Origin of the sequence: Nocardia noduli (genome assembly GCF_019038455.1) — a bacterium.
Taxonomy (GTDB): Bacteria; Actinomycetota; Actinomycetes; order Mycobacteriales; family Mycobacteriaceae; genus Nocardia; species Nocardia noduli.
Map to the genome: position 1 here is coordinate 81,606 of NZ_JAFMPL010000004.1, position 22,589 is coordinate 104,194.

Annotated in this window: 23 protein-coding genes; 11 read left to right on the forward strand and 12 right to left on the reverse strand. The window is 69.0% G+C overall.

All coding sequences use genetic code 11. The features are described from left to right. Nucleotides 1-20: 20 nt before the first annotated feature. Nucleotides 21-491, reverse strand: a complete 471-nt coding sequence (locus JZ792_RS04500; protein WP_216907117.1) for a MarR family winged helix-turn-helix transcriptional regulator — start codon at nucleotides 489-491, stop codon at nucleotides 21-23. An 84-nt stretch (nucleotides 492-575) separates the two neighbouring features. Between JZ792_RS04500 and JZ792_RS04505 the strand changes: the two genes are divergently transcribed. Next, a complete protein-coding gene (locus JZ792_RS04505; RefSeq protein ID WP_216907118.1) occupies nucleotides 576-2,207 on the forward strand; it encodes a DUF3237 family protein in 1,632 nt (543 codons plus the stop codon). Nucleotides 2,208-2,218: 11 nt separating this feature from the next. Continuing rightward, nucleotides 2,219-3,790 carry a CocE/NonD family hydrolase gene (locus JZ792_RS04510; protein WP_216907119.1) on the forward strand — a complete coding sequence of 524 codons (1,572 nt, stop codon included), beginning with the start codon at nucleotides 2,219-2,221 and terminating at the stop codon, nucleotides 3,788-3,790. Between the two features lie 9 nt (nucleotides 3,791-3,799). Here the strand turns inward: JZ792_RS04510 and JZ792_RS04515 are convergent, their stop codons facing one another. Both JZ792_RS04515 and JZ792_RS04520 read right to left on the reverse strand, forming a co-directional pair. Next, the gene (locus tag JZ792_RS04515; protein WP_216907120.1) at nucleotides 3,800-5,269 is read right to left on the reverse strand and encodes a class I SAM-dependent RNA methyltransferase; all 1,470 of its coding nucleotides are present in this window, start codon (nucleotides 5,267-5,269) and stop codon (nucleotides 3,800-3,802) included. A 49-nt stretch (nucleotides 5,270-5,318) separates the two neighbouring features. Continuing rightward, a complete protein-coding gene (locus tag JZ792_RS04520) occupies nucleotides 5,319-7,307 on the reverse strand; it encodes an APC family permease (RefSeq protein ID WP_216907121.1) in 1,989 nt (662 codons plus the stop codon). Between the two features lie 177 nt (nucleotides 7,308-7,484). On the opposite strand from JZ792_RS04520, the gene JZ792_RS04525 reads away from it, so the two are divergent. Together JZ792_RS04525 and JZ792_RS04530 are read left to right on the forward strand one after the other, a co-directional pair. Further along, nucleotides 7,485-8,150 carry a potassium channel family protein gene (locus tag JZ792_RS04525; protein ID WP_216907122.1) on the forward strand — a complete coding sequence of 222 codons (666 nt, stop codon included), beginning with the start codon at nucleotides 7,485-7,487 and terminating at the stop codon, nucleotides 8,148-8,150. 2 nt (nucleotides 8,151-8,152) lie between these two features. Further along, the gene (locus JZ792_RS04530) at nucleotides 8,153-8,824 is read left to right on the forward strand and encodes a potassium channel family protein (protein WP_216907123.1); all 672 of its coding nucleotides are present in this window, start codon (nucleotides 8,153-8,155) and stop codon (nucleotides 8,822-8,824) included. Between the two features lie 36 nt (nucleotides 8,825-8,860). On the opposite strand, the gene JZ792_RS04535 is transcribed toward JZ792_RS04530, so the two are convergent. From JZ792_RS04535 to JZ792_RS04545, 3 genes are all read right to left on the reverse strand, one after another. Next, nucleotides 8,861-9,493: a sigma-70 family RNA polymerase sigma factor gene (locus tag JZ792_RS04535; RefSeq protein WP_109527646.1), complete on the reverse strand. Its 633-nt coding sequence runs from the start codon at nucleotides 9,491-9,493 to the stop codon at nucleotides 8,861-8,863. A gap of 201 nt (nucleotides 9,494-9,694) precedes the next feature. Next, nucleotides 9,695-10,468 (reverse strand): DUF3159 domain-containing protein, encoded by a 774-nt coding sequence (locus JZ792_RS04540; RefSeq protein WP_216907124.1) that lies wholly within the window; start codon nucleotides 10,466-10,468, stop codon nucleotides 9,695-9,697. 5 nt (nucleotides 10,469-10,473) lie between these two features. Continuing rightward, on the reverse strand, nucleotides 10,474-10,851 hold the full coding sequence (locus JZ792_RS04545; protein WP_109527644.1) for an OB-fold nucleic acid binding domain-containing protein: 378 nt from the start codon (nucleotides 10,849-10,851) through the stop codon (nucleotides 10,474-10,476). Between the two features lie 168 nt (nucleotides 10,852-11,019). On the opposite strand from JZ792_RS04545, the gene JZ792_RS04550 reads away from it, so the two are divergent. Continuing rightward, nucleotides 11,020-11,745 carry an alpha/beta fold hydrolase gene (locus JZ792_RS04550; RefSeq protein ID WP_216907325.1) on the forward strand — a complete coding sequence of 242 codons (726 nt, stop codon included), beginning with the start codon at nucleotides 11,020-11,022 and terminating at the stop codon, nucleotides 11,743-11,745. A gap of 53 nt (nucleotides 11,746-11,798) precedes the next feature. Here JZ792_RS04550 and JZ792_RS04555 read toward each other — a convergent pair whose 3' ends face one another. Together JZ792_RS04555 and dut are read right to left on the reverse strand one after the other, a co-directional pair. Further along, nucleotides 11,799-12,677: a DUF3710 domain-containing protein gene (locus JZ792_RS04555; protein WP_216907126.1), complete on the reverse strand. Its 879-nt coding sequence runs from the start codon at nucleotides 12,675-12,677 to the stop codon at nucleotides 11,799-11,801. A gap of 5 nt (nucleotides 12,678-12,682) precedes the next feature. Beyond that, nucleotides 12,683-13,108 (reverse strand): dUTP diphosphatase, encoded by a 426-nt coding sequence (dut, locus tag JZ792_RS04560; RefSeq protein WP_232840036.1) that lies wholly within the window; start codon nucleotides 13,106-13,108, stop codon nucleotides 12,683-12,685. Nucleotides 13,109-13,238: 130 nt separating this feature from the next. Here dut and JZ792_RS04565 point away from each other — a divergent pair, with 130 nt between their 5' ends. After that, on the forward strand, nucleotides 13,239-13,724 hold the full coding sequence (locus JZ792_RS04565) for a DUF3093 domain-containing protein (RefSeq protein ID WP_216907326.1): 486 nt from the start codon (nucleotides 13,239-13,241) through the stop codon (nucleotides 13,722-13,724). Nucleotides 13,725-13,790: 66 nt separating this feature from the next. On the opposite strand, the gene JZ792_RS04570 is transcribed toward JZ792_RS04565, so the two are convergent. After that, on the reverse strand, nucleotides 13,791-14,093 hold the full coding sequence (locus JZ792_RS04570) for a DUF4193 domain-containing protein (RefSeq protein WP_109527639.1): 303 nt from the start codon (nucleotides 14,091-14,093) through the stop codon (nucleotides 13,791-13,793). A gap of 378 nt (nucleotides 14,094-14,471) precedes the next feature. Here JZ792_RS04570 and cei point away from each other — a divergent pair, with 378 nt between their 5' ends. Further along, a complete protein-coding gene (gene cei, locus JZ792_RS04575) occupies nucleotides 14,472-15,143 on the forward strand; it encodes an envelope integrity protein Cei (RefSeq protein WP_216907128.1) in 672 nt (223 codons plus the stop codon). Between the two features lie 67 nt (nucleotides 15,144-15,210). Here cei and JZ792_RS04580 read toward each other — a convergent pair whose 3' ends face one another. Beyond that, nucleotides 15,211-16,125, reverse strand: coding sequence for an inositol monophosphatase family protein (locus tag JZ792_RS04580; RefSeq protein WP_254189281.1), 915 nt, complete (start codon nucleotides 16,123-16,125; stop codon nucleotides 15,211-15,213). Nucleotides 16,126-16,328: 203 nt separating this feature from the next. On the opposite strand from JZ792_RS04580, the gene ppgK reads away from it, so the two are divergent. From ppgK to JZ792_RS04600, 4 genes are all read left to right on the forward strand, one after another. Next, entirely contained in the window at nucleotides 16,329-17,087 is a 759-nt protein-coding gene (gene ppgK / locus JZ792_RS04585; protein WP_216907132.1) for a polyphosphate--glucose phosphotransferase, read from the forward strand. 286 nt (nucleotides 17,088-17,373) lie between these two features. Next, on the forward strand, nucleotides 17,374-18,732 hold the full coding sequence (locus JZ792_RS04590) for an RNA polymerase sigma factor (protein WP_216907134.1): 1,359 nt from the start codon (nucleotides 17,374-17,376) through the stop codon (nucleotides 18,730-18,732). A 10-nt stretch (nucleotides 18,733-18,742) separates the two neighbouring features. After that, nucleotides 18,743-19,237 (forward strand): hypothetical protein, encoded by a 495-nt coding sequence (locus JZ792_RS04595; RefSeq protein WP_216907136.1) that lies wholly within the window; start codon nucleotides 18,743-18,745, stop codon nucleotides 19,235-19,237. Nucleotides 19,238-19,400: 163 nt separating this feature from the next. Further along, nucleotides 19,401-20,321, forward strand: coding sequence for an MHYT domain-containing protein (locus JZ792_RS04600; RefSeq protein WP_216907138.1), 921 nt, complete (start codon nucleotides 19,401-19,403; stop codon nucleotides 20,319-20,321). 22 nt (nucleotides 20,322-20,343) lie between these two features. On the opposite strand, the gene eutC is transcribed toward JZ792_RS04600, so the two are convergent. Further along, nucleotides 20,344-21,165, reverse strand: coding sequence for an ethanolamine ammonia-lyase subunit EutC (eutC, locus tag JZ792_RS04605; protein ID WP_216907140.1), 822 nt, complete (start codon nucleotides 21,163-21,165; stop codon nucleotides 20,344-20,346). Beyond that, entirely contained in the window at nucleotides 21,165-22,583 is a 1,419-nt protein-coding gene (locus JZ792_RS04610) for an ethanolamine ammonia-lyase subunit EutB (RefSeq protein WP_216907142.1), read from the reverse strand. Before JZ792_RS04610 ends, eutC begins: the two co-directional genes overlap by 1 nt. Nucleotides 22,584-22,589: the final 6 nt, after the last annotated feature.

The following is a 22,589-nucleotide window of genomic DNA, read 5'->3' on the forward strand; positions in this document are numbered from 1 at the left end:
CGCCACGGCCTCGTTCGGTCCTAGGGCGTCGGCGGCCTGGACGCGACGATGCCCCGCAGCAGGGCGGTGAGAGCGTCGCGGTCGGCGGTGGACAGTCCCGCGAACCACAGGTGTTCGCGCGAGGCCTGGAGTTCGAACGCCTCACGCACCGACTCCTCGCCCTTGGCGGTGAGGGCGATGGTGATGGCTCTACCGTCGGTGGCCGAGCGGCGGCGTTCGACGAAACCCGTTCGCTCCAGGGTGTTGACGGCGTTGGTGACGGCGGAGCGGCTCATCACCGACAGTTCCGCCAGGCGCGCGGGCATGGTCGGGCCGAGTAGCCACAGTTTGAACATCAGCCGGAAGCCGGGCAGCGTCAGCCCGCGTGGGCGGTGGATGGCCGACTCCAGGTCGTTGATCATCAGGTACGCGGCGTGCAGCAGGTTGTAGGCCAGCGAGAACGTCGCGACGTCGGCTCCGGGAGCCCGTTGCGGCAGTTTCCGCCGTGCCATTTCCTCGTATTTCTCCATTTTGCGCCCCCGGTAGTTCCTGTTTCATATTGTTATGGCCATAACTATCGAACTGTTGGAGCAGAAGTGCGGATCATCATCGCAGGCGCCGGGATCGGCGGTCTCACGACCGCGCTGAGCCTGCACGCGGCCGGGATCACCGAGGTCACCGTCGACGAATCGGTCGGAGAACTGCGCCCGCTCGGAGTCGGGATCAACCTGCTGCCCCATGCCGTACGCGAACTCACCGAACTCGGCCTGGCCGACCGGATCGCCCGCATCGGCGTGCCGATCGAGGAACTCGTCTACGCCAACCCGCTCGGCCAGGTCATCTCCGCAGAGGAGCGCGGCAGGGCGGCCGGCTACCGGTGGCCGCAATACGCGGTGCACCGGGGCGAACTCCAGATGCTGCTGCTGGAGGCGGTGCGCGAACGGCTCGGACCCGACACGATCCGCTGCGGACGTCCGGTGACGAGTCTCGACCACGACGCCGACCTGCTCATCGGCGCGGACGGCATCCGTTCCACCGTGCGCGCCGCGCTCTATCCCGACGAGGGGGCGCCGATCTGGAACGGCCTGACCCTCTGGCGCGGCACCACCCTGACCGAACCGTTCCTGACCGGCCGCAGCATGGTGATGTCGGGCGACGGCACCCGCAAATTCGTCGCCTACCCGATCGCCGAACCCGACGCCGACGGCCGGGTGCTGGTCAACTGGATCGCCGAACGGCCGACCGAGGGCGCCGCGGTGACCGGCGACTGGAACCGTCCCGCCGATCCCGAGGCGGTGGCCGCCGAATTCGCCGACTGGAAACTCGGCTGGCTCGACGCGCCGACGGTGATCGCCGCGGCCGAATCGGTTTTCGAATACCCGATGGTCGATCGCGATCCGCTGCCCCGATGGACCCACGACCGGGTCACCCTGCTCGGTGACGCCGCGCACCCGATGTACCCGGTCGGCTCCAACGGCGCGTCGCAGGCGATCATCGACGCCAGGGTGCTGGCGAACGCGCTGGCGACCGGCCGCGGTCCCGAACACTACGAGCAGCACCGCCGCGAGGCCACCGCCGCGATCGTGCACGCCAATCGCGGCCTCGGCCCCGAGATGGTGCTGAGCCTGGCGGCCGAACGCGCCCCGCACGGGTTCGACGACATCGAAGCGGTGCTGCCGCCCGAGGAACTCGCCGAGATCTCGCTGCGCTACAAGCGACTCGCCGGATTCGACCCGTCCTCGCTCAACGAGCGTCCGTCCTGGACGGTCCGGCCGACCCCCGCCCTGGAACGCCTCGCCACCTTCCGCGTCACCCTCGATCCGATTCTGCCGATCGGACGCACGCCGTGGGGCGAACGCCGGGTCATCGGCATCACCGGCGGCTCCTTCGACGGGCCGAGGCTGTCGGGGACCGTTCTCGCGGGCGGGGCCGACTGGCAGATCGTGCACGACGACGGCACGGCCACCGTCGACACCCGCTACACCCTGCGCACCCACGACGGGGCCCTCATCTATCTCCAGACCCGCGGCCACCGGCACGGTCCGGACGAGGTCATGCGGCGCCTGGCCCGGGGCGAGGACGTCGATCCCGACACCTACTACTTCCGGCTCGTACTGACATTCGAGACCGCCCACCCCGACTACGCCTGGCTCGGCCGCACGGTGGCGGTCGCCACCGGCCGTCGCGAGGCGTCGGCCGTCGTCTACGACGCGTACACCCTTTCCTGAGGAGAGTCAGAATGCCCCGCCATGCCATGCCCGTCTCGGTCGTCCACGGCCAGCCGATCGCGATGCGCGACGGCACGATCCTGCGCGGCGACCTGTACCGCCCCGACGACGACGCCCGGCACCGGACCGTCCTGATGCGTTCGCCGTACGGGGAACGCACCGCGCGCATGATGCCGATCATGCCGCTGTTGGAGGCGGGCATGGCCGTGTTGTTCCAGCATTGCCGAGGGCTCGGCGACAGCGACGGCACCTTCAGGCCCTGGGTGGACGAGGGCGACGACGGAGTCGACACCGTCGACTGGATCACCGCGCAACCGTGGTCGAACGGCGAGGTCGTCGCCACCGGCGGCTCGTATATCGCGGGCTGCGCCCTACAACTCGCCTCGCGGCGCCCGCCTGCGCTGAAGGCGGTGGTCGCGTCGGTGACCCCGCACGATTTCTACGAGGGTCTCACCTATGTCGGCGGCGCGCTCGCCCTCGGATCGGCCCATCACTGGAGCACGTTGCAGGGTCTGCTCGGTCTGCTCCAGGCAGCGGCGACGGGCGACACGACCGCCTACGAACGGCTCGGCGCGCAGATGGCGCTGCTCGGCGCGCCGCCCTCGGAGGACGGGCCGCTGCGCGAGGATCCGGTGGCGCGGGAATTCCCGTTCTGGACCGAGTGGGTCGACCATCCCGAACGCGACGCCTACTGGGAGGAACTCGCCTCCTCGCTGCGCCACGATCGGATCGAGGTGCCCGTCCTGCACACGGCGGGCTGGTTCGACGCGTTCCTGATGGGCACGCTGGAGAACCATCGCCGTCTGGGCGGGCCGCTGGTGATCGGCCCGTGGACCCACCTGTCCCAGGACGCCGCCGCGGGCGAACTCACCTTCGGCACCGCGGCGAGCGCGCAGATGGCCGGACTGGAGATCCAGCAGATCGCCCATCTGGCGGGATTCCCGGCCGGGGGCGCGCCCGTCCGGATCTTCGTGATGGGCGCGAACGTCTGGCGCGACGAGCGAGAATGGCCGCCCGCCCGTGCCGTCGGGGTGCCGTTCTATCTGCATCCCGACGGTCTGCTGTCACCGCGCCCACCCGCGGCGGACGCCGAACCGACCCGGTTCCCGCACGATCCGGCCGCCCCCGTCCCGACCCACGGCGGCGGGCTGTTGCTGCCCGACCCGCGCAATATCGGCCCGCGCGATCAGCGCGTCAGCGCCGAGCACCCCGGCATCGTGCGGTTCACGACGCCGCCGCTGGAACACGATATGGAGGTCACCGGGGCGGTCGCCGCGACGCTGTACGGCACGACCACCGCGCCCGGCGCGGACTGGACGGTCAAACTCGTCGACGTGTGGCCCGACGGCCGGGAGATGAACGTGCTCGACAGTATCCGGCGGTCGTCGTCCGACGATGTCGTCCACGAGGTCGATCTCGTCGCCACCAGCCAGGTCTTCGCGGCGGGCCATCGCATCCGCGTCGAGATCGCGGGCTCCAACTATCCGCGTTTCGATCTGCACCCGTCGCTGAAGGAGGGCGAGCAGACGCTGTTCCACGATGCCGGGCGTCCGTCGTTCATCACACTGCCGGTGATGCCGTAGGGCTGCCGGTCAGGCTCGCAGCAGCGCGACGCATTCCACGTGATGCGTCGCGGGGAAGGCGTCGAACGCGCGCAACTCGGCGAGGTGGTATCCGGCCGCCAGGTAGAGACCGAGATCGCGCGCGAAAGACGCCGGATCGCAACCGATGTGGACGATCCGGGCGGGTCCCGCCTCGCTCAGCGCGGCGATGACGTCCTTGCCCGCCCCCGCACGGGGCGGATCGAGGACGACGACTTCGGGCGCGGGCCCGCTCGCGTGGTCGGTGATCCAGCGCTCGACCCGGTCCGCCCGCAACTCCAGCCAGGGCAGATCACTCAACGCGGCCCGGCCGTCGGCGACCGAGGAACGCGACGATTCCACCGCGAGCACCGATCCGGTCGGTCCGACCTGCGCGGCCAGCCTGGCCGCGAAAACCCCGACTCCGCTGTACAGATCCCACGCGAGGTCACCGGGGCGCAATCCGGACCACTCGGCGATCAGATCCGAATAGCATTGCGCCGCACCGTGATGCGCCTGCCAGAAGCCGGTGGCCGACAGTTCCCAGCGTCGACCGGCGACGTATTCGACCGCCCGGCCGCTGCCCACGACCACCCACTCGTCACGCGGGGCGTGGGTCGCGGCACGCCGCGCGGTCGCGCCGCGCCGTTCCTGCGCACCCGCTCGATCGGAATCCGCCCGGCCCGACGTCGCGGCGTATTCGCCGACTCGCCGTGCGTCCTCGTCGCGCGGGCGGCTCGCGCGATCGGAGCGGCCCGCGCCGCGTTTCGCGCGCCGATCGAACTCGCCCCGCGCCGCGCGGTCGCCGCCGGACCCGCGCCCGCCCGGCCCCGTGCGCGCGGTGTCGTCACCGCGGCCCGCACCGGGCACGGCCGCGGGGGCGAGTTCGACGATATGGCGTACGCCGTCACCGTCCACCGCGACCACCAGATCAGCGCCGGGCGTCCACGGTCGATCGGCGATATCGGCCATGGCGTCGGGAACCGGTTGCGGGCAGCGCAGATCCGTGATGACGCCGGTGCCGCGATACGCGTGCACCCCGGCCCTGCCCTGTTCGTCCACGGCGAGCCGCACCCTGGTGCGCCAACCGCCGGTCGTCTCGGGCGCGGAACCCACCAGTGGCTCCACCGTCACCTCGCGTTCGACACCCGCGATCCGGCGCAACTGCTCGGTGACCACCGACGCCTTCAACGCCCGTTGCGCCGCCGGGGTCGCGAAGGAGAAATCGCAGCATCCCGCTCCGCCCGGCCCCGAGACCGGACAGGTCGCGGCGACGCGATCCGGGGAGGCGCGCAGGATCTCGACGGCATCGCCGCGACAGAACGACCCGCCGCGATCCTCGGTGACCCGGACCCGCACCAGTTCGCCGGGCAGACCGTGCCGCACGAACACCACACGGCCCTCGTGCCTGCCGACGCAGAATCCGCCGTGTCCCGGCGTACCGAGTTCGACCTCGAAGATCTCGCCACGCAGATCACTCATCGCCCACTCATTCCGTTCGACAGAAACCCGAATACGTGACCGCCCGCGCTCACACCCGATCCTCGTAGCCGCGCCGCACCGCGCCGGGGGCATTGGTCTCCCCCGCAAGCCGGGCCCGCGTCGAGGAACTCAACTGCCACGGCACGCTGGTGACCATGACGCCGGGCTCGAACAGCAGTTTGCCCTTGAGCCGCAGCGCGCTCTGGTTGTGCAATACCTGCTCCCACCAGTGACCGACGACATATTCCGGGATGAACACCGTCACCACGTCGCGCGGGGCGTCCTTGCGCACCCGTTTGACGTAATCCAGCACGGGCTTGGTGATTTCGCGGTACGGCGACTCGATCACCTTGAGCGGCACCGTGATATCGCTGTTCTCCCATTCGCGCACCAGCTTGCGGGTATCGATCTCGTCGACGTTCACCGTGATCGCCTCCAGCGTGTCCGGCCTGGTCGCGCGGGCGTAGGCCAGCGCGCGGCGGGTCGGCAGATGCAGTTTGGACACCAGCACGATGGAATGCGACCGGCTCGGCAGCACGCCGTCCCAGTCCTGTTCGTCGAGTTCACGCGAGACGGAGTCGTAGTGCTTCCTGATCATCTTCATCACCACGAAGATGGCCACCATGGTCAGGATCGCGATCCACGCGCCCGCGAAGAATTTCGTGATCAGCACGATGACCAGCACCGCGCCGGTCGCGGTCAGACCGACCGCGTTGATCACCCGCGAACGCCGCATCCGGTTGCGATGGGAGGGATCGGTCTCGGTGCGCAGCAGCCGGGTCCAGTGCCGCAGCATGCCGGTCTGGCTGAGCACGAAGGAGACGAACACGCCGACGATGTAGAGCTGGATCAGTTTGGTGACCTCGGCCCCGAAGAACACGACGAAGGCGATGGCCGCGCCGGACAGGAACAGGATGCCGTTGCTGAAGGCCAGCCGGTCGCCCCGGGTGTGCAGCTGACGGGGCAGGTAGCGATCCTGCGCCAGGATCGAGCCCAGCACGGGGAAGCCGTTGAAGGCCGTGTTCGCCGCGAGCACGAGGATCAGCGCGGTCACCACGGTGAGGAAGTAGAAGCCGATCGGGAAGCCGTGGAAGACCGTCTCCGCGAGTTGCGCGATCAGGGTCTTCTGGTGGTAGTCGGCGGGCGCGCCGATCAGATGGCCGGTGTCGTGGGCGTAGACGACGCCGATCTTCTGGGCCAGGATGATGATCCCCATGAGCAGCACGATCGCGATCGTGCCGAGCAGTAACAGGGTGGTGGCGGCGTTGCGCGACTTGGGTTTCCGGAACGCGGGCACACCGTTGCTGATGGCCTCGACACCGGTGAGCGCGGCACAGCCGGAGGAGAACGAGCGTGCGATCAGGAAGACGAAGGCCAGTCCGTACAGGTGCTCGTCCTCGGCGTCCAGCGAGAAACCCGCCGATTCGGCGCGCAGATCGTCGCCGAGGACGAATATCCGGAACATGCCCCAGCCGAGCATGACGAACATGCCGACGATGAACGCGTAGGTCGGAATCGCGAACGCGGTGCCGGACTCTCGCACGCCGCGCAGGTTGATCGCGGTGAGCACCGCGATGGCGACCACGGCGAACAGCACCTTGTGGGTGGCCACGAACGGGATCGCCGAGCCGATATTGGACGCGGCCGAGGATATCGACACCGCGACGGTGAGGACGTAGTCCACCAGCAGCGCGCTGCCGACGGTCAGCCCCGCGGTGGGTCCGAGGTTGGTGGTGGCGACCTCGTAGTCACCGCCGCCGGACGGGTAGGCATGCACGTTCTGGCGGTAACTGGCCACGACGACGGCCATCACGAACGCGACGGCCAACCCCACCCACGGGGCGTACATGTAGGCCGAGATACCCGCTACGGAGAGAACCAGGAAGATTTCCTCCGGCGCGTACGCGACCGATGACATGGCATCGGAGGCGAACACGGGAAGCGCGATTCGCTTCGGCAGCAGGGTGTGGCCCAGCGAATCACTTCGAAAGGGCCTTCCCAGCAGCATGCGCTTGGCTGCCGTCGTCAACTTGGACACTGGAGCGAGCATAGATCCCCCCGGGGTAGATCGCCCGCGCGGTGCCGCCATGGCGTGCCACCACCCGCTCGGCCGGTCCGGCGGCGAGGGAAACTGGGCCGGGTCCAGCCCGGCCGGGTACGGTTCTGCCCAGAAGACAGCAGACGAACGCCACGGTTCCAGGAACGAGGTTACGCCGTGTACGTAGTGATCATGGGGTGCGGACGCGTCGGCTCGTCGCTGGCCCGCGCCCTGGTCAGGATCGGGCACGACGTCACGGTGATCGACCGGGATCCCAGCGCCTTCCTCCGGCTCGGCGACAACTTCCCCGGCGGACAGCTCGTCGGTGTCGGATTCGACCGAGATGTGTTGACACGCGCGGGAATCGAGCGCGCGGACGCGTTCGCCGCGGTCTCCTCCGGCGACAACTCCAACATCATCTCCGCCCGGGTCGCCCGCGAGAATTTCGGGGTCGAGCGCGTGGTCGCGCGAATCTACGACGCCAAACGCGCCGCGGTCTACGAACGGCTCGGCATCCCCACCATCGCCACCGTCCCGTGGACCACCGACCGTTTCCTGCGCTCGCTCATCGGCGACACCAGCACCACCACCTGGCGCGACCCGACCGGCACGGTGGCGGTGACCCAGCTCAACCTGCACGAGGAGTGGTACGGGCGCACCGTGCGCGATCTGGAGCAGGCGGTCGGCGCGCGGGTGGCGTTCATCATCCGCTTCGGTCAGGGTCTGCTGCCCGACAACAAGACCATCGTCCAGGCCGACGACATCGTCTACGTGGCCGCGACCTCGGGACGCGTCGGCGAATCCGTCGCGCTGGCGACCAAGCCCCCCGCGAGCGAGGACTGATCATGAAGGTGGCCATCTCCGGGGCCGGAGCCGTCGGCCGATCGATCGCCCGCGAACTGTTGCGCGGCGGTCATCAGGTGATGTTGCTCGAACGCCAGCTCGACCACATCGAACCCGCCGCCATCCCGGAGGCCGTCTGGGTGCACGCGGACGCCTGCGAACTGGCACTGCTCGAAGAGGCCGGGCTCGAGACCTACGAAGTGGTCATCGCCGCGACCGGCGACGACAAGGCGAATCTGGTGTACAGCCTGCTCGCCAAGACCGAATTCGGGATGCGCCGCGTCGTGGCCCGGGTCAACGACCCGCGCAACGAATGGCTTTTCGACGGTTCCTGGGGTGTCGACGTCGCTGTCTCGACACCGCGACTGCTCGCCTCCCTGGTCGAGGAGGCCGTTTCGGTCGGCGATCTGGTGCGGCTGATGACGCTGCGCCAGGGTCAGGCCAATCTGGTGGAGATCACCTTGCCCGCCGACACCGCGCTGGCGGGCAAACCCGTTCGCACGCTGACCCTGCCGCGCGATACCGCCCTCGTGACGATTCTGCGCGGCGGCCGGGTGATCGTTCCGCAACCCGACGACCCGTTCGAGGGCGACGACGAGTTGCTGTTCGTGACCGCCGCCGAAGCCGAGGACGATCTGCGGGTGGCATTGGCCCCCCACGGCATCAAGCCCTAACTCCCCGATAGGACCGGCGCCGCGGCGCGCCGGGCCTCACGAGGCGATCTTCAGTTCCGCGCGCAGTTTGTTGAGCGCGCGATGCTGCATCACCCTGACCACGCCGGGGCTGGTGCCGATGGCCTCCGCGGTCTGCGCGGCGCTCCAGCCGAGCACGATGCGCATGACCAGCACCTCACGGTGCGCGGGCGCCAGGATCTTCATCAATTCCCGTGTGGCGGCGCGGCGCTCGGACGCCAGCGCCCACTCCTCCGGACCCGCCGAGCCGCACGGCTGATCGGGCAGATCGGCCACGGGGTAGGTCGGATGCATCTGCGAACGGCGGAACGCGTCGGCCACTTTGTTGGCCGCGATCCCGTAGACGAAGGCCAGGAACGACTTGCCCTGATCGCGGTAGCGCGGGATCGCGTTCACGGTGGCGATCAGGATCTCCTGCACCACGTCGTCGGCGGTGACGTGCAGGTGGGCCGTATTGCCGAGGCGCGCACCGCAGTAGCGCCGAACCAGCGGGTGCACGATCCGCACGATCTCGGAGACGGCGCGTTTGTCACCCGCCGCGGCCGGTCCGATCAGTTTCTCCAATTCGGCGGATACCCGCCTGCTCTCCGACAGCGCCGGGTTGGAATGGGCGTGGGTCTTCGATGCCGCGATCTTGTGCTCGGTAGCCAACTGTCCGAGTCCTTTCCAGCCGTCGTTGCGTTTTTCGTGTCGACAACGATCGTCTGATGAACTCGCCCGACCGACCAGATACCCCAGGGTGGGTATGAACCCACCTCGGCGGTGGGCACTACCCACCCTCGTTCACGGTGCGGGAATTCCGCCGAGCGGCGGCGTGGAACGGACGGCGGGTGACCCACGCCGTCCGGGTGATCAGGTCGCGGCGGGTTTGCGCGCGGGCATGTGCCCGGCCCTGCGGACCGCCCACACGGTGACGGTCAACGCCACGGCGGTCAGCGGCCACCCCATCGCGATGCGCGCGAAGGCGAGCCAGCCGGTGTGGTCGGTGTCGTAGAGCGAGGACTGGACGAGATAGCGGGCGCCGAACACCAGTACCCAGGCGGCGGTGGCGATGTCGTAGAGGCGCACGACCGCGCGGTCGGCGCGCCAGTCGGTGCCGTGCCCGTTCAGATATCCCCAGATCACGCCGACCAGCGGTCTGCGCGCCAGCACCGAGACCAGGAAGATGCCCGCGTACACGAGACTGGTGTAGATCCCGAAAAGGAAGAACCCCTTGGCCTCTCCCATCCGCCAGGCGATGAACGCGCAGATGCCGACGCCGATGAATCCGGAGATCGCGGGCTGGATCGGAGTGCGCCGCGCCAGCCGCCACACCAGGATCGTCGCGGCGACGCCGAGCGCGGACCAGACGGCGGCGGTGAGCCCGGCCAGGGTGTTCACCGGGACGAAGACGAGGACCGGAAGGGTCGAATAGATCAGGCCCGCCAAGCCGCCGAGTTGTTCGAGCAGCGTTTTCTCGGCCGGGTCGGGGATCGGCTCACGCACGTCCTCGGACGTGGCGGTCGCACCGGTCGCGGGAGCACCGCTCCCGGCAGCGGGGTGGACACGGAAGGTGCCGGTCGGCTGGCGCAGTCCGGTCTCGGTCGGCGCGCCCGTCTCGGCGCCGTTGTCGTTGCTCGATGGCATACGTGTCAGCTGTTCCCGCGCAATTCGTAGTAGGGGTTGTAGATCACCTTGCGGCCGTCGCGATCACCGACACGACCGCGGACCAGGATTCGCCTGCCCGGTTCGATGCCGGGGATGCGGCGACGCCCGATCCACACCAGGGTGATGGCGTCGGTGCCGTCGAAGAATTCTGCCTGCACACTGGCGCCGACAGATTTCGGACACGCTTCGACACTACGTAGTCGGCCCAGCATGGTGGCTTCGTCTCCACGACGACACTCGGAAGCGCGACAGGCTCCCGACGCGTCCGCCGTCTCGGCCAACTCCTCGGCGTCCAGCTGATCGATGTCCTCGGTCAGTCTGCGGCCCAGTCGGCGAAAATATCCTGAGGCAGCGGATGGCATTGCACGCTCTCCTGCTAGAGCAGATGGCGTGGGTCGCACACCATCGTCATTTTCGATGGACGACCGGCGATCGGCCGTACACCGCCACTGTAGGCGCAGCGGGACTGCCCCGCTACGCTCGGCCCGGTGTTCGACTCCCCACATTCGGCGGGCAACGATCGTCGATCCATGGCGTTGAAATCCCCCGAAACGATCAGGTTGAAACCTTCGGGCCGCCCCAGGGTAGCTGTCGCGTTGCCAGGCACCGGTTCCGACGCCGATTTCGCACGCCGTGCCTTCGGCGCGGCCGCCGCGGCCTCGGGGCTGGAATTCGTCGCGGCCGAACCCGATCCGCGCGGATTGATCGCCGGTTACCGGGCCGCGCTCGACGCCGCGGCGGCACGCGGTCCGATCCTCGCCGCGGGTATCTCGCTCGGCGCCGCGATCGCCGTGGAATGGGCCGCCGAACATCCGGGGAATGTGACAGGTGTCATCGCCGCGCTCCCCGCGTGGACCGGTGCCGACACCACCGACTGCCCGGCGGCCCTCAGTGCCGCCTTCACCGCCGATCGGCTCGCCGCCGACGGCCTGGAACCGGTGATCGAAGGGATGCGGGCCACCAGTCCGGCCTGGCTCGCCGACGCCCTGACGCAATCGTGGCGGGCCCAGTGGCCGCAATTGCCGCGGGCGCTGCGCGAAGCGGCGGGATACGCGTGGCCGGACGTCGAACGACTCGGATCGGTCGGCGTCCCGGTCGCGCTCGTCGCCGCGATCGACGATCCCGTGCACCCGCTCGCCGTCGCCGAACAGTGGGCCGAGACGATCCCCGAGGCCGCGCTGTACCGGATCACCCTGGACGAACTCGGCGCCGATCCGGCGGTCCTCGGCCGCATCGGGTTCGCGGCCTTCGACTGAGACACGAAACCTCTCTGCCCGCGGTGCGCGGGCCGAGAGGTTTCGGGAGTGACTCAGTTCAGGCCGAGCTGCTGCATCGCCGAACCGTCGGCGCCGCGCCTGGGCTCCTGCGGCATCCTCGGCGGGATGACGCTGCCCGCGCTCTGCTGCGCCGCGACAGCCGCCTGGGCGGCCAACTGTTCCTGTTGGGCATCGACCTGGGCCTGGTGCGCCGCGGTCAGCTGATCGGCCAGCTGGGGCGGCAGTACCACCGGCAGCGGGTCACGCACCGGCAGCGGGTCGGTGCCGCGCCGTACGACCGTCTCGCGCAGCATCGCGCGCGCGGCGGCGACCAGCGGGGTGCCCGCGTCCGCGGCGCCCGACGGGCCCGCCGCGACGAGTCGCACCATCCAGCGGTAGCCGTCGACGCCGATGAAGCGCAGGTCGGCGCCCTCGGTGATGGCGAGCAGTTCCCGGCCCCACGGCCCGGATTCCACGGCGACCTTCGCCCCGTCCTTGCGCAGGGAATCGGCCAGATCGGCGGCGACGGTCCGCCACTGGCCCGGTGATTTGGGGGCGGCGTAGGCGGCCACGGTGAGCCTGCCGTGATCGGTGGCCAGATGCACCGCCTGCGGGGTGCCGTCCGGGGTCATCTCGACCTGCAACTGCCCGCCCGGCGGCACCGGGATGATCACCGACCCGAGGTCGAGTCGCTGCTCGGCCACGGCGGTCAGGAGTTCGGCCACGTCCTCGTAGTCGTACGGACCCGCCTTCGTCGCGTCGGCGGGATCGATGACGGGGATGTCGGCGGTGTCGACGTCGTCGTCGAAGGCCGCGTCGTCGTCGAACGCCGCGGCCTCGGTGTAGGGGGCGTCATCGTAATCGGCGTCGTAGGCGTCGGATTCTTCGTAACGATCGTCGTACTCGTCGGACCGCTTCTTTCTACCGAACATCGCGATCAGCCCTTCTCGACGGTCTCGGCCAGACTCGCGTGCCCACCGCTGGAGCCGTAGCCCCCGGCGCCGCGCGTCGTCTCGTCGAGCCGGTCGACCTCCACGAAATCCACCAGTTCTACCCGCTGCACGAGCAGCTGCGCGATCCGGTCGCCCCGGCGCAATTCGATCGGGGTGCGCGGATCGTGATTGATCAAGCACACCTTGATCTCACCGCGATACCCCGCGTCGACGGTTCCCGGCGTGTTCACCACGGACAGCCCCGTCTTCGCCGCGAGACCCGAGCGCGGATGGATCAGACCGACCGTGCCGATCGGTAGCGCGACGGCGACTCCCGTGCCGACGAGCACCCGCTCCCCCGGCTCCAGGATGACATCTTCCGTGGTGCACAGGTCGACACCCGCGTCGCCGTCATGGGCGCGCGCGGGCATCGGGATGCCGGGATCCAGCCGCAGCAGAGGTATGGGTGAAAGTGCGCTCACGGATGACGAGCCTACGCGTACGGCCGCAGGCCCCGTGACTTAGTGTTGAGTCGTGTCGGACCAGCCCAACCACTCCGTGATGGACAACGAGAAGCGCGCCGCCGATCCCTACAGCGAGCGCCTCTGGGTACCACTGTGGTGGTGGCCCATCGCCTTCGCCATCGCGGGTCTGCTGGCCGCCGAGATCCACATGGGCGCGCCGGGAGTGCGCGCGTGGCTGCCCTACGCGCTGCTGTTCCCGGTGCCGGTCTGGGTGCTGCTGTGGCTGAGCCGTCACCGTGTCCGGGTCCACGGCGACGCGTCGGGAACGCCCGAACTGCACGCCGACCGAGCTCACCTGCCGGTGAACTTCGTGTCACGCGCGGCCGTCGTCGCGCCGACGGCCAAGAGCGCGGCCATGGGCAGACAGCTCGACCCGGCCGCTTATGTCCAGCACCGTCCCTGGATCGGGCCCATGGTGCTACTCGTCCTCGATGACCCGGATGACCCGACGCCCTACTGGCTGATCAGTACTCGCCATCCGGAGAGGGTTCTCGCCGCGCTCGGGCTGCCGAGCGCGGGCTGACAGAACGCGTGCGGCCGAATCGGGGTGCAAACCCGACGGTCGCGGTTTCGTCGATCTCGTGCGAGCTCAGGCGCCGCAATCCATGCAGATCAGCTGCCCGCCGGCCTCACTGGCCAGCCTGCTCCGGTGATGTACCAGGAAGCAGCTCGAACAGGTGAACTCGTCGGCCTGCTTCGGAATCACCCGAACGCTCAGCACTTCGTCGGACAGATCCGCGCCGGGAAGCTCGAACGACTCCGCGGTATCGGATTCGTCGATATCCACGACGGCGGACTGTGCCTCGTTGCGACGAGCCTTCAGCTCCTCGAGCGAATCTTCCGACACATCGTCGGTTTCTGTACGCCTCGGTGCGTCATAGTCGGTTGCCATGTCGTCTTCCCCTCGTCCTTACTCCGTATATCCCGGACCGGCTCGCGCCACGCCCGATTCCTTCGAGGAATCGGGGTGCCCCGCTCCGCCCCGCCGGTGGCACACATCACACGTGTACCGCTCTCCTATCAGGCGTGGTCAGATGAATCCACTCCGGACAGCGCTCGGTAAACGCAGGACATGCCCTACTTGTTCCCGCGACCGACCACCGATTTCGCCGCTGGTGATTCGATCTGGGCCGCCAGACAATAGCGGACCCCGCGACAAAAGTCGCAATCAAAACACAGACGAGTCGAAACCGACGGGTAATCGACACCCGACGTCGAACTCACCGAGACCTTGCGCACCGAAGGCCGAACCTTTTCGTAGAGTGTGCACGTGGTTTCACTGATCACCGAAGGCAGCGCGACGGATCCCCAGGGGCGACCCCACATCCGTCGGCGGCCTCGGCCATGGCTCATCTTCCTCGGCATCATGCTGCTGATCTGCACGATCGTGTGGTTCAAGGCCTTGACGACCGAGGGCACCGACACGGCCGCGATGACCTGCAACGCGCCGAGCCCGGCGACCGATCCCGGCGCGGAGCCACAGCCGCAGCTCGGGCAGCGGGTCGGCTCGTCGAGATTGCAGGATCTGGAACCGGCTCCGCTGGCGAACAGCAAGGTCAAGGTGCTGAACGCCAACAACGAGCGTGGGCAGGCGGCCCAGATCGCCGCCCAACTCGGGGACCTCGGTTTCGCGAGCGTGCCGGGAGCGCAGTACGGCAACGATTCGATATACGTCAACGGCGACCTGGTCTGCGCGGGCCAGATCCGGTTCGGTGTGAGCGGTCGCACAGCCGCCGCCTCGGTCCAGTTGGTCGCGCCGTGCGCGGAACTGATCGAGGATCAGCGCGAGGACGATTCGGTCGATCTGGTGCTCGGCAGCCTGTCCCGCGAACTGCGGCCGACCAACGACGCCGAGGAAGTGCTGCGGTCGCTCAAGAATCCGGCCCCCGGTGGGTCGATCGATCTCGACCTGCTCGAGGCCGCCCGCGAGGCGCGCTGCTGAGCGCGCCGCCACCGCGATCGGTCCATCGGACGCCGGAACCACACCGTGGTTCCGGCGTTCGCCGTCCCTAGCGGTCCGGGATCGGTTCGGTCGCGCCGACACTCTCGAGCAGCGCCGCGAGTTCGGCGGCGACACCGGGGGCGGCGGCGATGACGAGATCGCCGTCGGTGCCGGGGGCGTCCGCGGACGGCAGCGTCAGCACCGCGCCCGACTCGGCGGCGATCAGCGCGCCCGCGCCCCAGTCCCACGCGTTGAGCCCGTGCTCGAAATACGCGTCGACCCGACCCGCCGCGACGTGACACAGATCGAGGGCGGCGGCGCCGAAGCGGCGGATATCGCGCACCTGCGGCAGCACCTGCGCGATCAGCGCCGCCTGCCTGGTACGCCGGAACTGGCCGTAGGCGAAGCCGGTGGCGACCAGTGACATCGACACCGAGTCGACCGTGGCGCAGCGCAGGTGGTCGACGACGCCGTCCGCGTCGACGCTGATCGCGCCGAGTCCGAGGCCGGCGCTGTAGGTCACCGCGCGCTCGACGTCGACCACCGCGCCCGCGATCGAGCGGCCACCGCGCATCGCCGCCACCGATACCGCGTAGCCGGGGATGCCGTAGAGGAAGTTGACGGTGCCGTCGATCGGGTCGAGCACCCAGTGCACCGCGTCGTCGGTGCCGACGAGGCTTCCCCCGCCTTCCTCGCCGAGGATCGGATCACCGGGGCGCAGGTCGGCCAGGCGCGCGCGGATCAACTCCTCGGCCTCGGTGTCGACCACGGTGACCGGATCGGTCGGGTGGGCCTTGCTCCGGACGGCGTCGTCGGCGCGAGCGCCGGTGGGGCCGAAGACCTCCGGACGGCGGGTGCGTACGTGGGCGGCGGCGGATTCGGCGAGATCGACGGCGAGACGACGGAGTTCGGCCACCTCTTCCGGTGGCAGATCGACGGAGGCGGCAGCGACTGACGAGGAGGATTCGGGCACGCCCCCCATCGCATCACACATCCTCGGGCGGGCGCAGTACCGAACTCGCATTACTCTTGTCGTGCACGACACAGCGCCGTCGTCGGGCATCCGTCGCATCCCGCCAAGCGGGCGCGTGGGAGCCGGTGCGACGGCGCCGTCATCACACCGGCCAGCAGGGCGCTCGGACGGACAGCAGGTCCGCACCACGCATACGGAACGAGGGGTTAGCCATGTCCGCTCGGGGGCAAGCATTCGGAATCGATATCGGTGGCAGCGGCGTCAAGGGCGCCGCGGTCGACCTGGCCACCGGTGAACTCGTCCACGAGCGGGTCAAGATCGCGACACCGCAGCCGTCAACACCGGCCGCGGTCGCCGCCGCGGTCGCCGAACTCGTCGCCGAGGCCGCGTGGGACGGTCCGGTCGGCGTCACGCTGCCCGCCGTCGTGCTCGGCGGCGTCGCGCGCACGGCCGCCAATATCGACAAGGACTGGATCGGCACCGACACCAGGGCGCTGTTCTCCGAGGCGCTCGGCGGCCGTGCGGTCACCGTCCTCAACGACGCGGACGCGGCCGGACTCGCCGAGGACCGGTATGGCGCGGCAAAGGATTTCGACGGACTGGTGCTGCTGCTGACCTTCGGCACCGGAATCGGCTCGGCATTGCTGTACCACGGCACGCTGGTGCCCAACACCGAACTCGGCCATCTGGAAATCGGCGGAATCGAGACCGAACACCGCGCCGCCGCGTCGATCAAGGACAGGGACGGACTCAGCTATCCCCAGTGGGCGGCGGAGGTCAGCACCGTGCTGATCGGTCTGGAGAATCTGTTCTGGCCAGACATCATCGTCGCGGGCGGCGGGATCAGCCGCGACGCGGATCAGTGGATCCCGTTGCTCACCAACCGAACTCCGGTATTGCCCGCGCATCTGCGCAATACCGCGGGGATCGTCGGCGCGGCGATGGCGATCGCGTCCGGCCTGCTTCCGTGAGGCCACCGCGCGGTGTCGCGGGCCCGCTCGAACGTCACCGCGCAGGCCGGACACCCCCGACACACCGGGGACCCGCCGAGCCCCGTACGCACCGGATATGCGGACCGCGAAGCACCGCAATACCCGAGGTGGCCATGAGTAGGCTGGTTGGATCGTTACAATGGAGCATGCCCGGCGGTGAGCCGGAGAAACCCGACCGGCCCTCCGCCGGTGAAACCCGACAGACCGCTCCGCCGGATCACCACTCTGGCGTGACGCCGCACGAGACCGTCACGAAAGGGCGTACGTGGTAGCCACGACCCGTCAGACCGCCGAATCGGCCGACGCCGACTCCGCAGATGTAACCGAAGCACGGCCGGTCCGCAAGGCTGCCGCCAAGAAGGCCCCCGCGAAGAAGGCGGTCGCCAAGAAGGCGGCTCCGGCCAAGAAAGCCGCCGCCAAGAAGGCGCCGGCGAAGAAGGCTGCCACCAAGAAGGTGGGTCCCGACGGCGCGCCGGAATCGGGCGAGGCGGTCGAGGACGAGTCGATCGAGGAAATCGAGGATCTGGAAGATCTCGAGATCTCCGAGGACGAGCTCACCGAGGAGGTCGTCGAGGACACGGCCGAGGCGGCCGACGAGGAGACTCCCGAGCCGACCGCCGCCGACAAGGCGTCCGGTGATTTCGTCTGGGACGAAGAGGAATCCGAGGCGCTGCGTCAGGCGCGCAAGGATGCCGAACTCACCGCCTCCGCCGACTCGGTGCGCGCCTACCTCAAGCAGATCGGCAAGGTCGCGCTGCTGAACGCCGAGGAGGAGGTCGAACTCGCCAAGCGGATCGAGGCGGGCCTCTACGCGGCGGAGAAGGTGCGGGAATGGGCCGAGGCGGGCGAGAAGCTGCCCGTGGCGACACGCCGTGACTTCAACTGGATCGTGCGCGACGGCAACCGGGCCAAGAACCACCTGCTCGAGGCCAACCTGCGACTGGTGGTGTCGCTGGCCAAGCGCTACACCGGCCGCGGCATGGCGTTCCTGGATCTCATCCAGGAGGGCAACCTCGGTCTGATCCGCGCGGTCGAGAAATTCGACTACACCAAGGGCTACAAGTTCTCCACGTACGCCACCTGGTGGATCCGTCAGGCCATCACCCGCGCCATGGCCGACCAGGCCCGCACCATCCGTATCCCGGTGCACATGGTCGAGGTCATCAACAAACTCGGCCGAATCCAACGCGAACTGCTCCAGGATCTGGGCCGCGAGCCCACCCCGGAGGAGCTCGCCAAGGAAATGGACATCACGCCGGAGAAGGTGCTGGAGATCCAGCAGTACGCGCGTGAGCCGATCTCGCTGGACCAGACCATCGGCGACGAGGGCGACAGCCAGCTCGGCGATTTCATCGAGGATTCCGAAGCCGTCGTCGCGGTGGACGCGGTGAGCTTCACGCTGTTGCAGGACCAGTTGCAGTCGGTGCTGGAGACGCTGTCCGAGCGTGAGGCGGGCGTGGTCCGGCTGCGTTTCGGTCTCACCGACGGTCAGCCGCGCACCCTCGACGAGATCGGCCAGGTGTACGGGGTCACCCGTGAGCGCATCCGGCAGATCGAGTCCAAGACCATGAGCAAGCTGCGCCACCCGAGCCGCTCGCAGGTCCTGCGCGACTACCTGGACTGATTTCCACGCTATGTCTCGGGGGCCCGCGTTCGTCGCGCTGTTCGCCGTCTCGGCGTTGCTCGGCGGATGCGGGCAGGTGGTTTCGGGACACCCCGCTCCGGCGGATACGGTCGCGGTCGGTACGACCGCGCCGCCTACCACCGGACCGGGATCCGACCAGGTGTCGTTGCGGGTGCTGGCCGGTCGCTGGACGGGCTCCTACCGCTGCGGTCAGGGCGAGACGGCGCTGACGTTGACCATCGACCCGCCCGAGGGCACCATCGCGTCCGCGGTCTTCGACTTCGGGCCGTCCCCCGTCAATCCCGCGGTGCCGCACGGCTCCTTCGCGATGGGCGTCGGCTATGTCGACGACGTCCTCACCTTCACCCAGCGTCGCTGGATCACCCGGCCGAGCACCTATTCGATGGTCGATCTCGTCGCCGTCGAGGTTTCTCCCGTCCGTCTCGCCGGCAGGGTGACCGGCCAGGGGTGTACGACTTTCACGGTCACCCGCGACCGCGGGTGACCGCCCCGGTGACCATTCGGTTGCCGGTTCAAACAGAAAGTGACCGACGCCACCGTTCTGGTAGCCTCTTACCCGCTCGGGCACGCATGATCTTGCGTATCGTCTGAGCCGCCACATCATTTCTTGGTCAGCCGGATGGATTCCGCCGGCAGTGGGGTTCGCGGTGCTAGACATTTACCACTTCAGCTACGGATGGTTGACGCCCATCCTCGCCTATGTTCTGTCCTTCACCGGATCGTTCCTGGGACTACAGTGCGCCGCCCGCGCGAGAGCGGGCGAGAAGCGGCTGCTGTGGCTGTCACTGGCCGCCGTGTCGATCGGCGGTACGGGCATCTGGGTCATGCATTTCATCGCGATGCTCGGCTTCTCGATCCAGGGCTCGCCGATCCGCTTCGATGTGCCGCTGACGCTGTTCAGCGCCGCCACCGCGATCGTGGTGGTCGGCATCGGATTGGTTCTCGTCGTCACTCCGCATCCGAGGATGTGGGCCCTGCTGACCGGTGGACTCATCACCGGTCTCGGCGTCGCGGGTATGCACTACACCGGCATGCACGCGATGAATTCGAGCGCCGACATCAGTTACGACACAACCCTGGTCGTGCTCTCGTTGGTGATCGCCGTGGTCGCGGCGACGGCCGCGCTGTGGTTCACCGTGAACGTGCGCGGACAGCTCGCCGCGGTCGGCGCGTCGTTGATCATGGCCGTCGCGGTCTGCGGGATGCACTACACCGGCATGGCGGCGATGCGGGCACACGGCGGCCACGAGCACGGCACTCCGGAGGGCACCGACGCGCTGCAACTGCTCGCCCCGCTGATCGTCGGCATCGCCATCGTCACCATGCTGCTGCTCATCAGCGTCAGCCTCACCTCGATCGAACGCGATCTCGAACTGCCGCCGGTGCGCCCGGCGACAGTGCGTCCCGCCGGTGACGACGTTGCCCCGCCGCCGGTGAGATACCCACTGGCGCAACAACATGCGGACGACGATCCGTGGAACACCCCTCGCCGCCCGGAGCACGTGCCGGTCGTCGACGAGCCCGTGACCCAGTACTGGCCGAGCCGCCCGGTGCCGCGCAACCACTGAGCCGATCAGAGCGTCGGGCCGCTCACCCGAGTGGTTCGGCGTCCACCCCCGCCATCGCGCCGGGAAGGTCGGTGCCCGAGGTGTCCTTGAGATCGACGCCCGACCGTCCGAGCGTCCGCGCGCCGGAGATCAAGGCCGCCACCACCCGCGCGGCCCTGACGTAGTCGAGGCCTTCGGGCGGATGGATATTGGAGACGCAGTTGCGATCGGCGTCGGTGCGGCCGGGTCGCGGTAGATGGGTGAGGTAGATGCCGAGTGAGTCGGCCACCGACAGACCGGGGCGTTCGCCGATCAGCACCACCACGGTGCTCACCCCCAACGCCTCGGCGATATGGTCGCCGAGCGCGACCCTGGCCTGGGTGGCGATCACCGGCGCGGCGATCGAATAGCGCTGTGCCAGTTCGCGGATGAGGGCGGCGAGCATCGACGGTCCGTGATCGGTCAGCGCGCGGGGGGACAGTCCGTCGGCGAGGACGAATCCGATATCGGCCGTGCCGCTCGGGATCTCGGCCAGCGAGCCGGGCGCGGGCAGTCGCCCGAGATCCGGTCGGCGCAGATATTCCGCGCGATCGGCGGCCCGGCTGGGCACCTCGACCGCGACGCCGAGCCCGAATTCGTCCACGCGGCGTGCGAGATCCGCGGTATCGAGCGGACTGTGCACGGCGTCGCGCGCGGCGGCGTGGGCCGCGCGCAATTCCAGTACCCGCGCCGTCGGTAGCGCGTCGCCGCTGCGGCCGAGTCCGATACGCGCCTGTGTCGTGCGGCGCAGTTCCCGCCAGAAACCGTATTCGGCGAGATCTTCCGGTGCGGTGAGCGCCGAGACGGACTCGGGCGAGGCGTCCATCAGGCACCGGCCAGGGCGCGCAGCGGGGACGCCGTCGGGCGCACCGGCAGGATGCGGCCCGAGGCGTCGAGCATGCCCAGTCCCGCCAGCCAGGACTCGAATTCGGGGGCGGGCCGCAGACCGAGCACGCGGCGGGCGTAGAGCGCGTCGTGGAAACTCAGGCTCTGATAGCCGAGCATGACGTCGTCCGCGCCGGGAACCGCGATGACGAAGGCGACTCCCGCCGTGCCGAGCAGCGTGAGCAGGGTGTCCATATCGTCCTGGTCCGCTTCGGCGTGATTGGTGTAGCAGACATCGACACCCATCGGCAGGCCGAGCAGTTTGCCGCAGAAATGGTCCTCTAGCCCGGCGCGGATGATCTGTTTGCCGTCGTAGAGGTATTCGGGCCCGATGAATCCGACGACCGTGTTGACCAGCAGCGGGTCGAGTTCGCGACAGACCGCGTAGGCGCGCGCCTCCAGCGTCTGCTGGTCGACCGGCCGCGCGCCGGTGCCGAGATGCGCGCCCGCCGAGAGCGCCGAACCCTGTCCGGTCTCCAGGTACATCACGTTGTCGCCGACGGTGCCCCGGCGCAGCGAGCGGCCCGCTTCGTTGCCCTCGCGCAGCAGCGAGAGATTCACCCCGAAACCGGAATTCGCGCCCTCGGTGCCCGCGACGGACTGGAAGACCAGATCCACCGGCGCACCCGACTCGATCAAACCGATCGTGGTGGTGACATGCGACAGCACGCACGATTGGGTCGGGATGTCGAAGCGCACGCGGACCTCGTCGAGCAGCCGCAGCAGTTCCGCCGTCGCTCGTGGCGAATCGGTCGCCGGATTGATGCCGATCACGGCGTCGCCGCAGCCGAGCAACAGCCCGTCCAGTACGGCGGCGGCGATTCCGCGCGGGTCGTCGGTGGGATGGTTGGGTTGCAGCCTGGTGCCCAATCTGCCCGGCAGGCCGATGGTGCTGCGGAACGCCGCGCGCACCTCGGCCGCGCGGGCGACGGCGATCAGGTCCTGATTGCGCATGATCTTGCTGACCGCGGCGACCATCTCCGGGGTGAGTCCGGGTGCGACGGCGCGCAGCGTGTGCGCGGGGCTCGTGCCGTGTTCGCCCGCAGCGACGGCCAGCAGCCAATCCCGCAGTCCGCCCACGGTCAGATGCGAAATCGGTTGGAAGGCAACGCGATCGTGGGTGTCGATGATGAGCCGGGTGATCTCGTCGGTTTCGTAGGGCACCACCGGGTCGCGGAGGAATTCGGTCAGCGACACCTCGGCCAGCGCCCATTGGGCGGCGGCGCGTTCGGCGTCGGTCTCGGCCGCGCACCCGGCGAGTTCGTCGCCGCTGCGCAGCGGGGTGGCCTTGGCGAGCAGTTCGACCAATCCGTCGAAGGTGTAGGTGACACCGCCCAGATGTCGGGTGTAGCGGGTCATCGGGAA

Coding starts and splice junctions, on each gene's coding strand:
- JZ792_RS04500 (WP_216907117.1), bottom strand. CDS start 491: ATGGCACGGCGGAAACTGCCGCAACGGGCTCCCGGAGCCGACGTCGCG.
- JZ792_RS04510 (WP_216907119.1), top strand. CDS start 2,219: ATGCCCCGCCATGCCATGCCCGTCTCGGTCGTCCACGGCCAGCCGATC.
- JZ792_RS04515 (WP_216907120.1), bottom strand. CDS start 5,269: ATGAGTGATCTGCGTGGCGAGATCTTCGAGGTCGAACTCGGTACGCCG.
- JZ792_RS04530 (WP_216907123.1), top strand. CDS start 8,153: ATGAAGGTGGCCATCTCCGGGGCCGGAGCCGTCGGCCGATCGATCGCC.
- JZ792_RS04540 (WP_216907124.1), bottom strand. CDS start 10,468: ATGCCATCGAGCAACGACAACGGCGCCGAGACGGGCGCGCCGACCGAG.
- JZ792_RS04545 (WP_109527644.1), bottom strand. CDS start 10,851: ATGCCATCCGCTGCCTCAGGATATTTTCGCCGACTGGGCCGCAGACTG.
- JZ792_RS04550 (WP_216907325.1), top strand. CDS start 11,020: ATGGCGTTGAAATCCCCCGAAACGATCAGGTTGAAACCTTCGGGCCGC.
- JZ792_RS04555 (WP_216907126.1), bottom strand. CDS start 12,677: ATGTTCGGTAGAAAGAAGCGGTCCGACGAGTACGACGATCGTTACGAA.
- dut (WP_232840036.1), bottom strand. CDS start 13,108: ATGCCCGCGCGCGCCCATGACGGCGACGCGGGTGTCGACCTGTGCACC.
- JZ792_RS04565 (WP_216907326.1), top strand. CDS start 13,239: ATGGACAACGAGAAGCGCGCCGCCGATCCCTACAGCGAGCGCCTCTGG.
- JZ792_RS04570 (WP_109527639.1), bottom strand. CDS start 14,093: ATGGCAACCGACTATGACGCACCGAGGCGTACAGAAACCGACGATGTG.
- JZ792_RS04580 (WP_254189281.1), bottom strand. CDS start 16,125: ATGGGGGGCGTGCCCGAATCCTCCTCGTCAGTCGCTGCCGCCTCCGTC.
- ppgK (WP_216907132.1), top strand. CDS start 16,329: ATGTCCGCTCGGGGGCAAGCATTCGGAATCGATATCGGTGGCAGCGGC.
- JZ792_RS04595 (WP_216907136.1), top strand. CDS start 18,743: ATGTCTCGGGGGCCCGCGTTCGTCGCGCTGTTCGCCGTCTCGGCGTTG.
- eutC (WP_216907140.1), bottom strand. CDS start 21,165: ATGGACGCCTCGCCCGAGTCCGTCTCGGCGCTCACCGCACCGGAAGAT.
- JZ792_RS04610 (WP_216907142.1), bottom strand. CDS start 22,583: ATGACCCGCTACACCCGACATCTGGGCGGTGTCACCTACACCTTCGAC.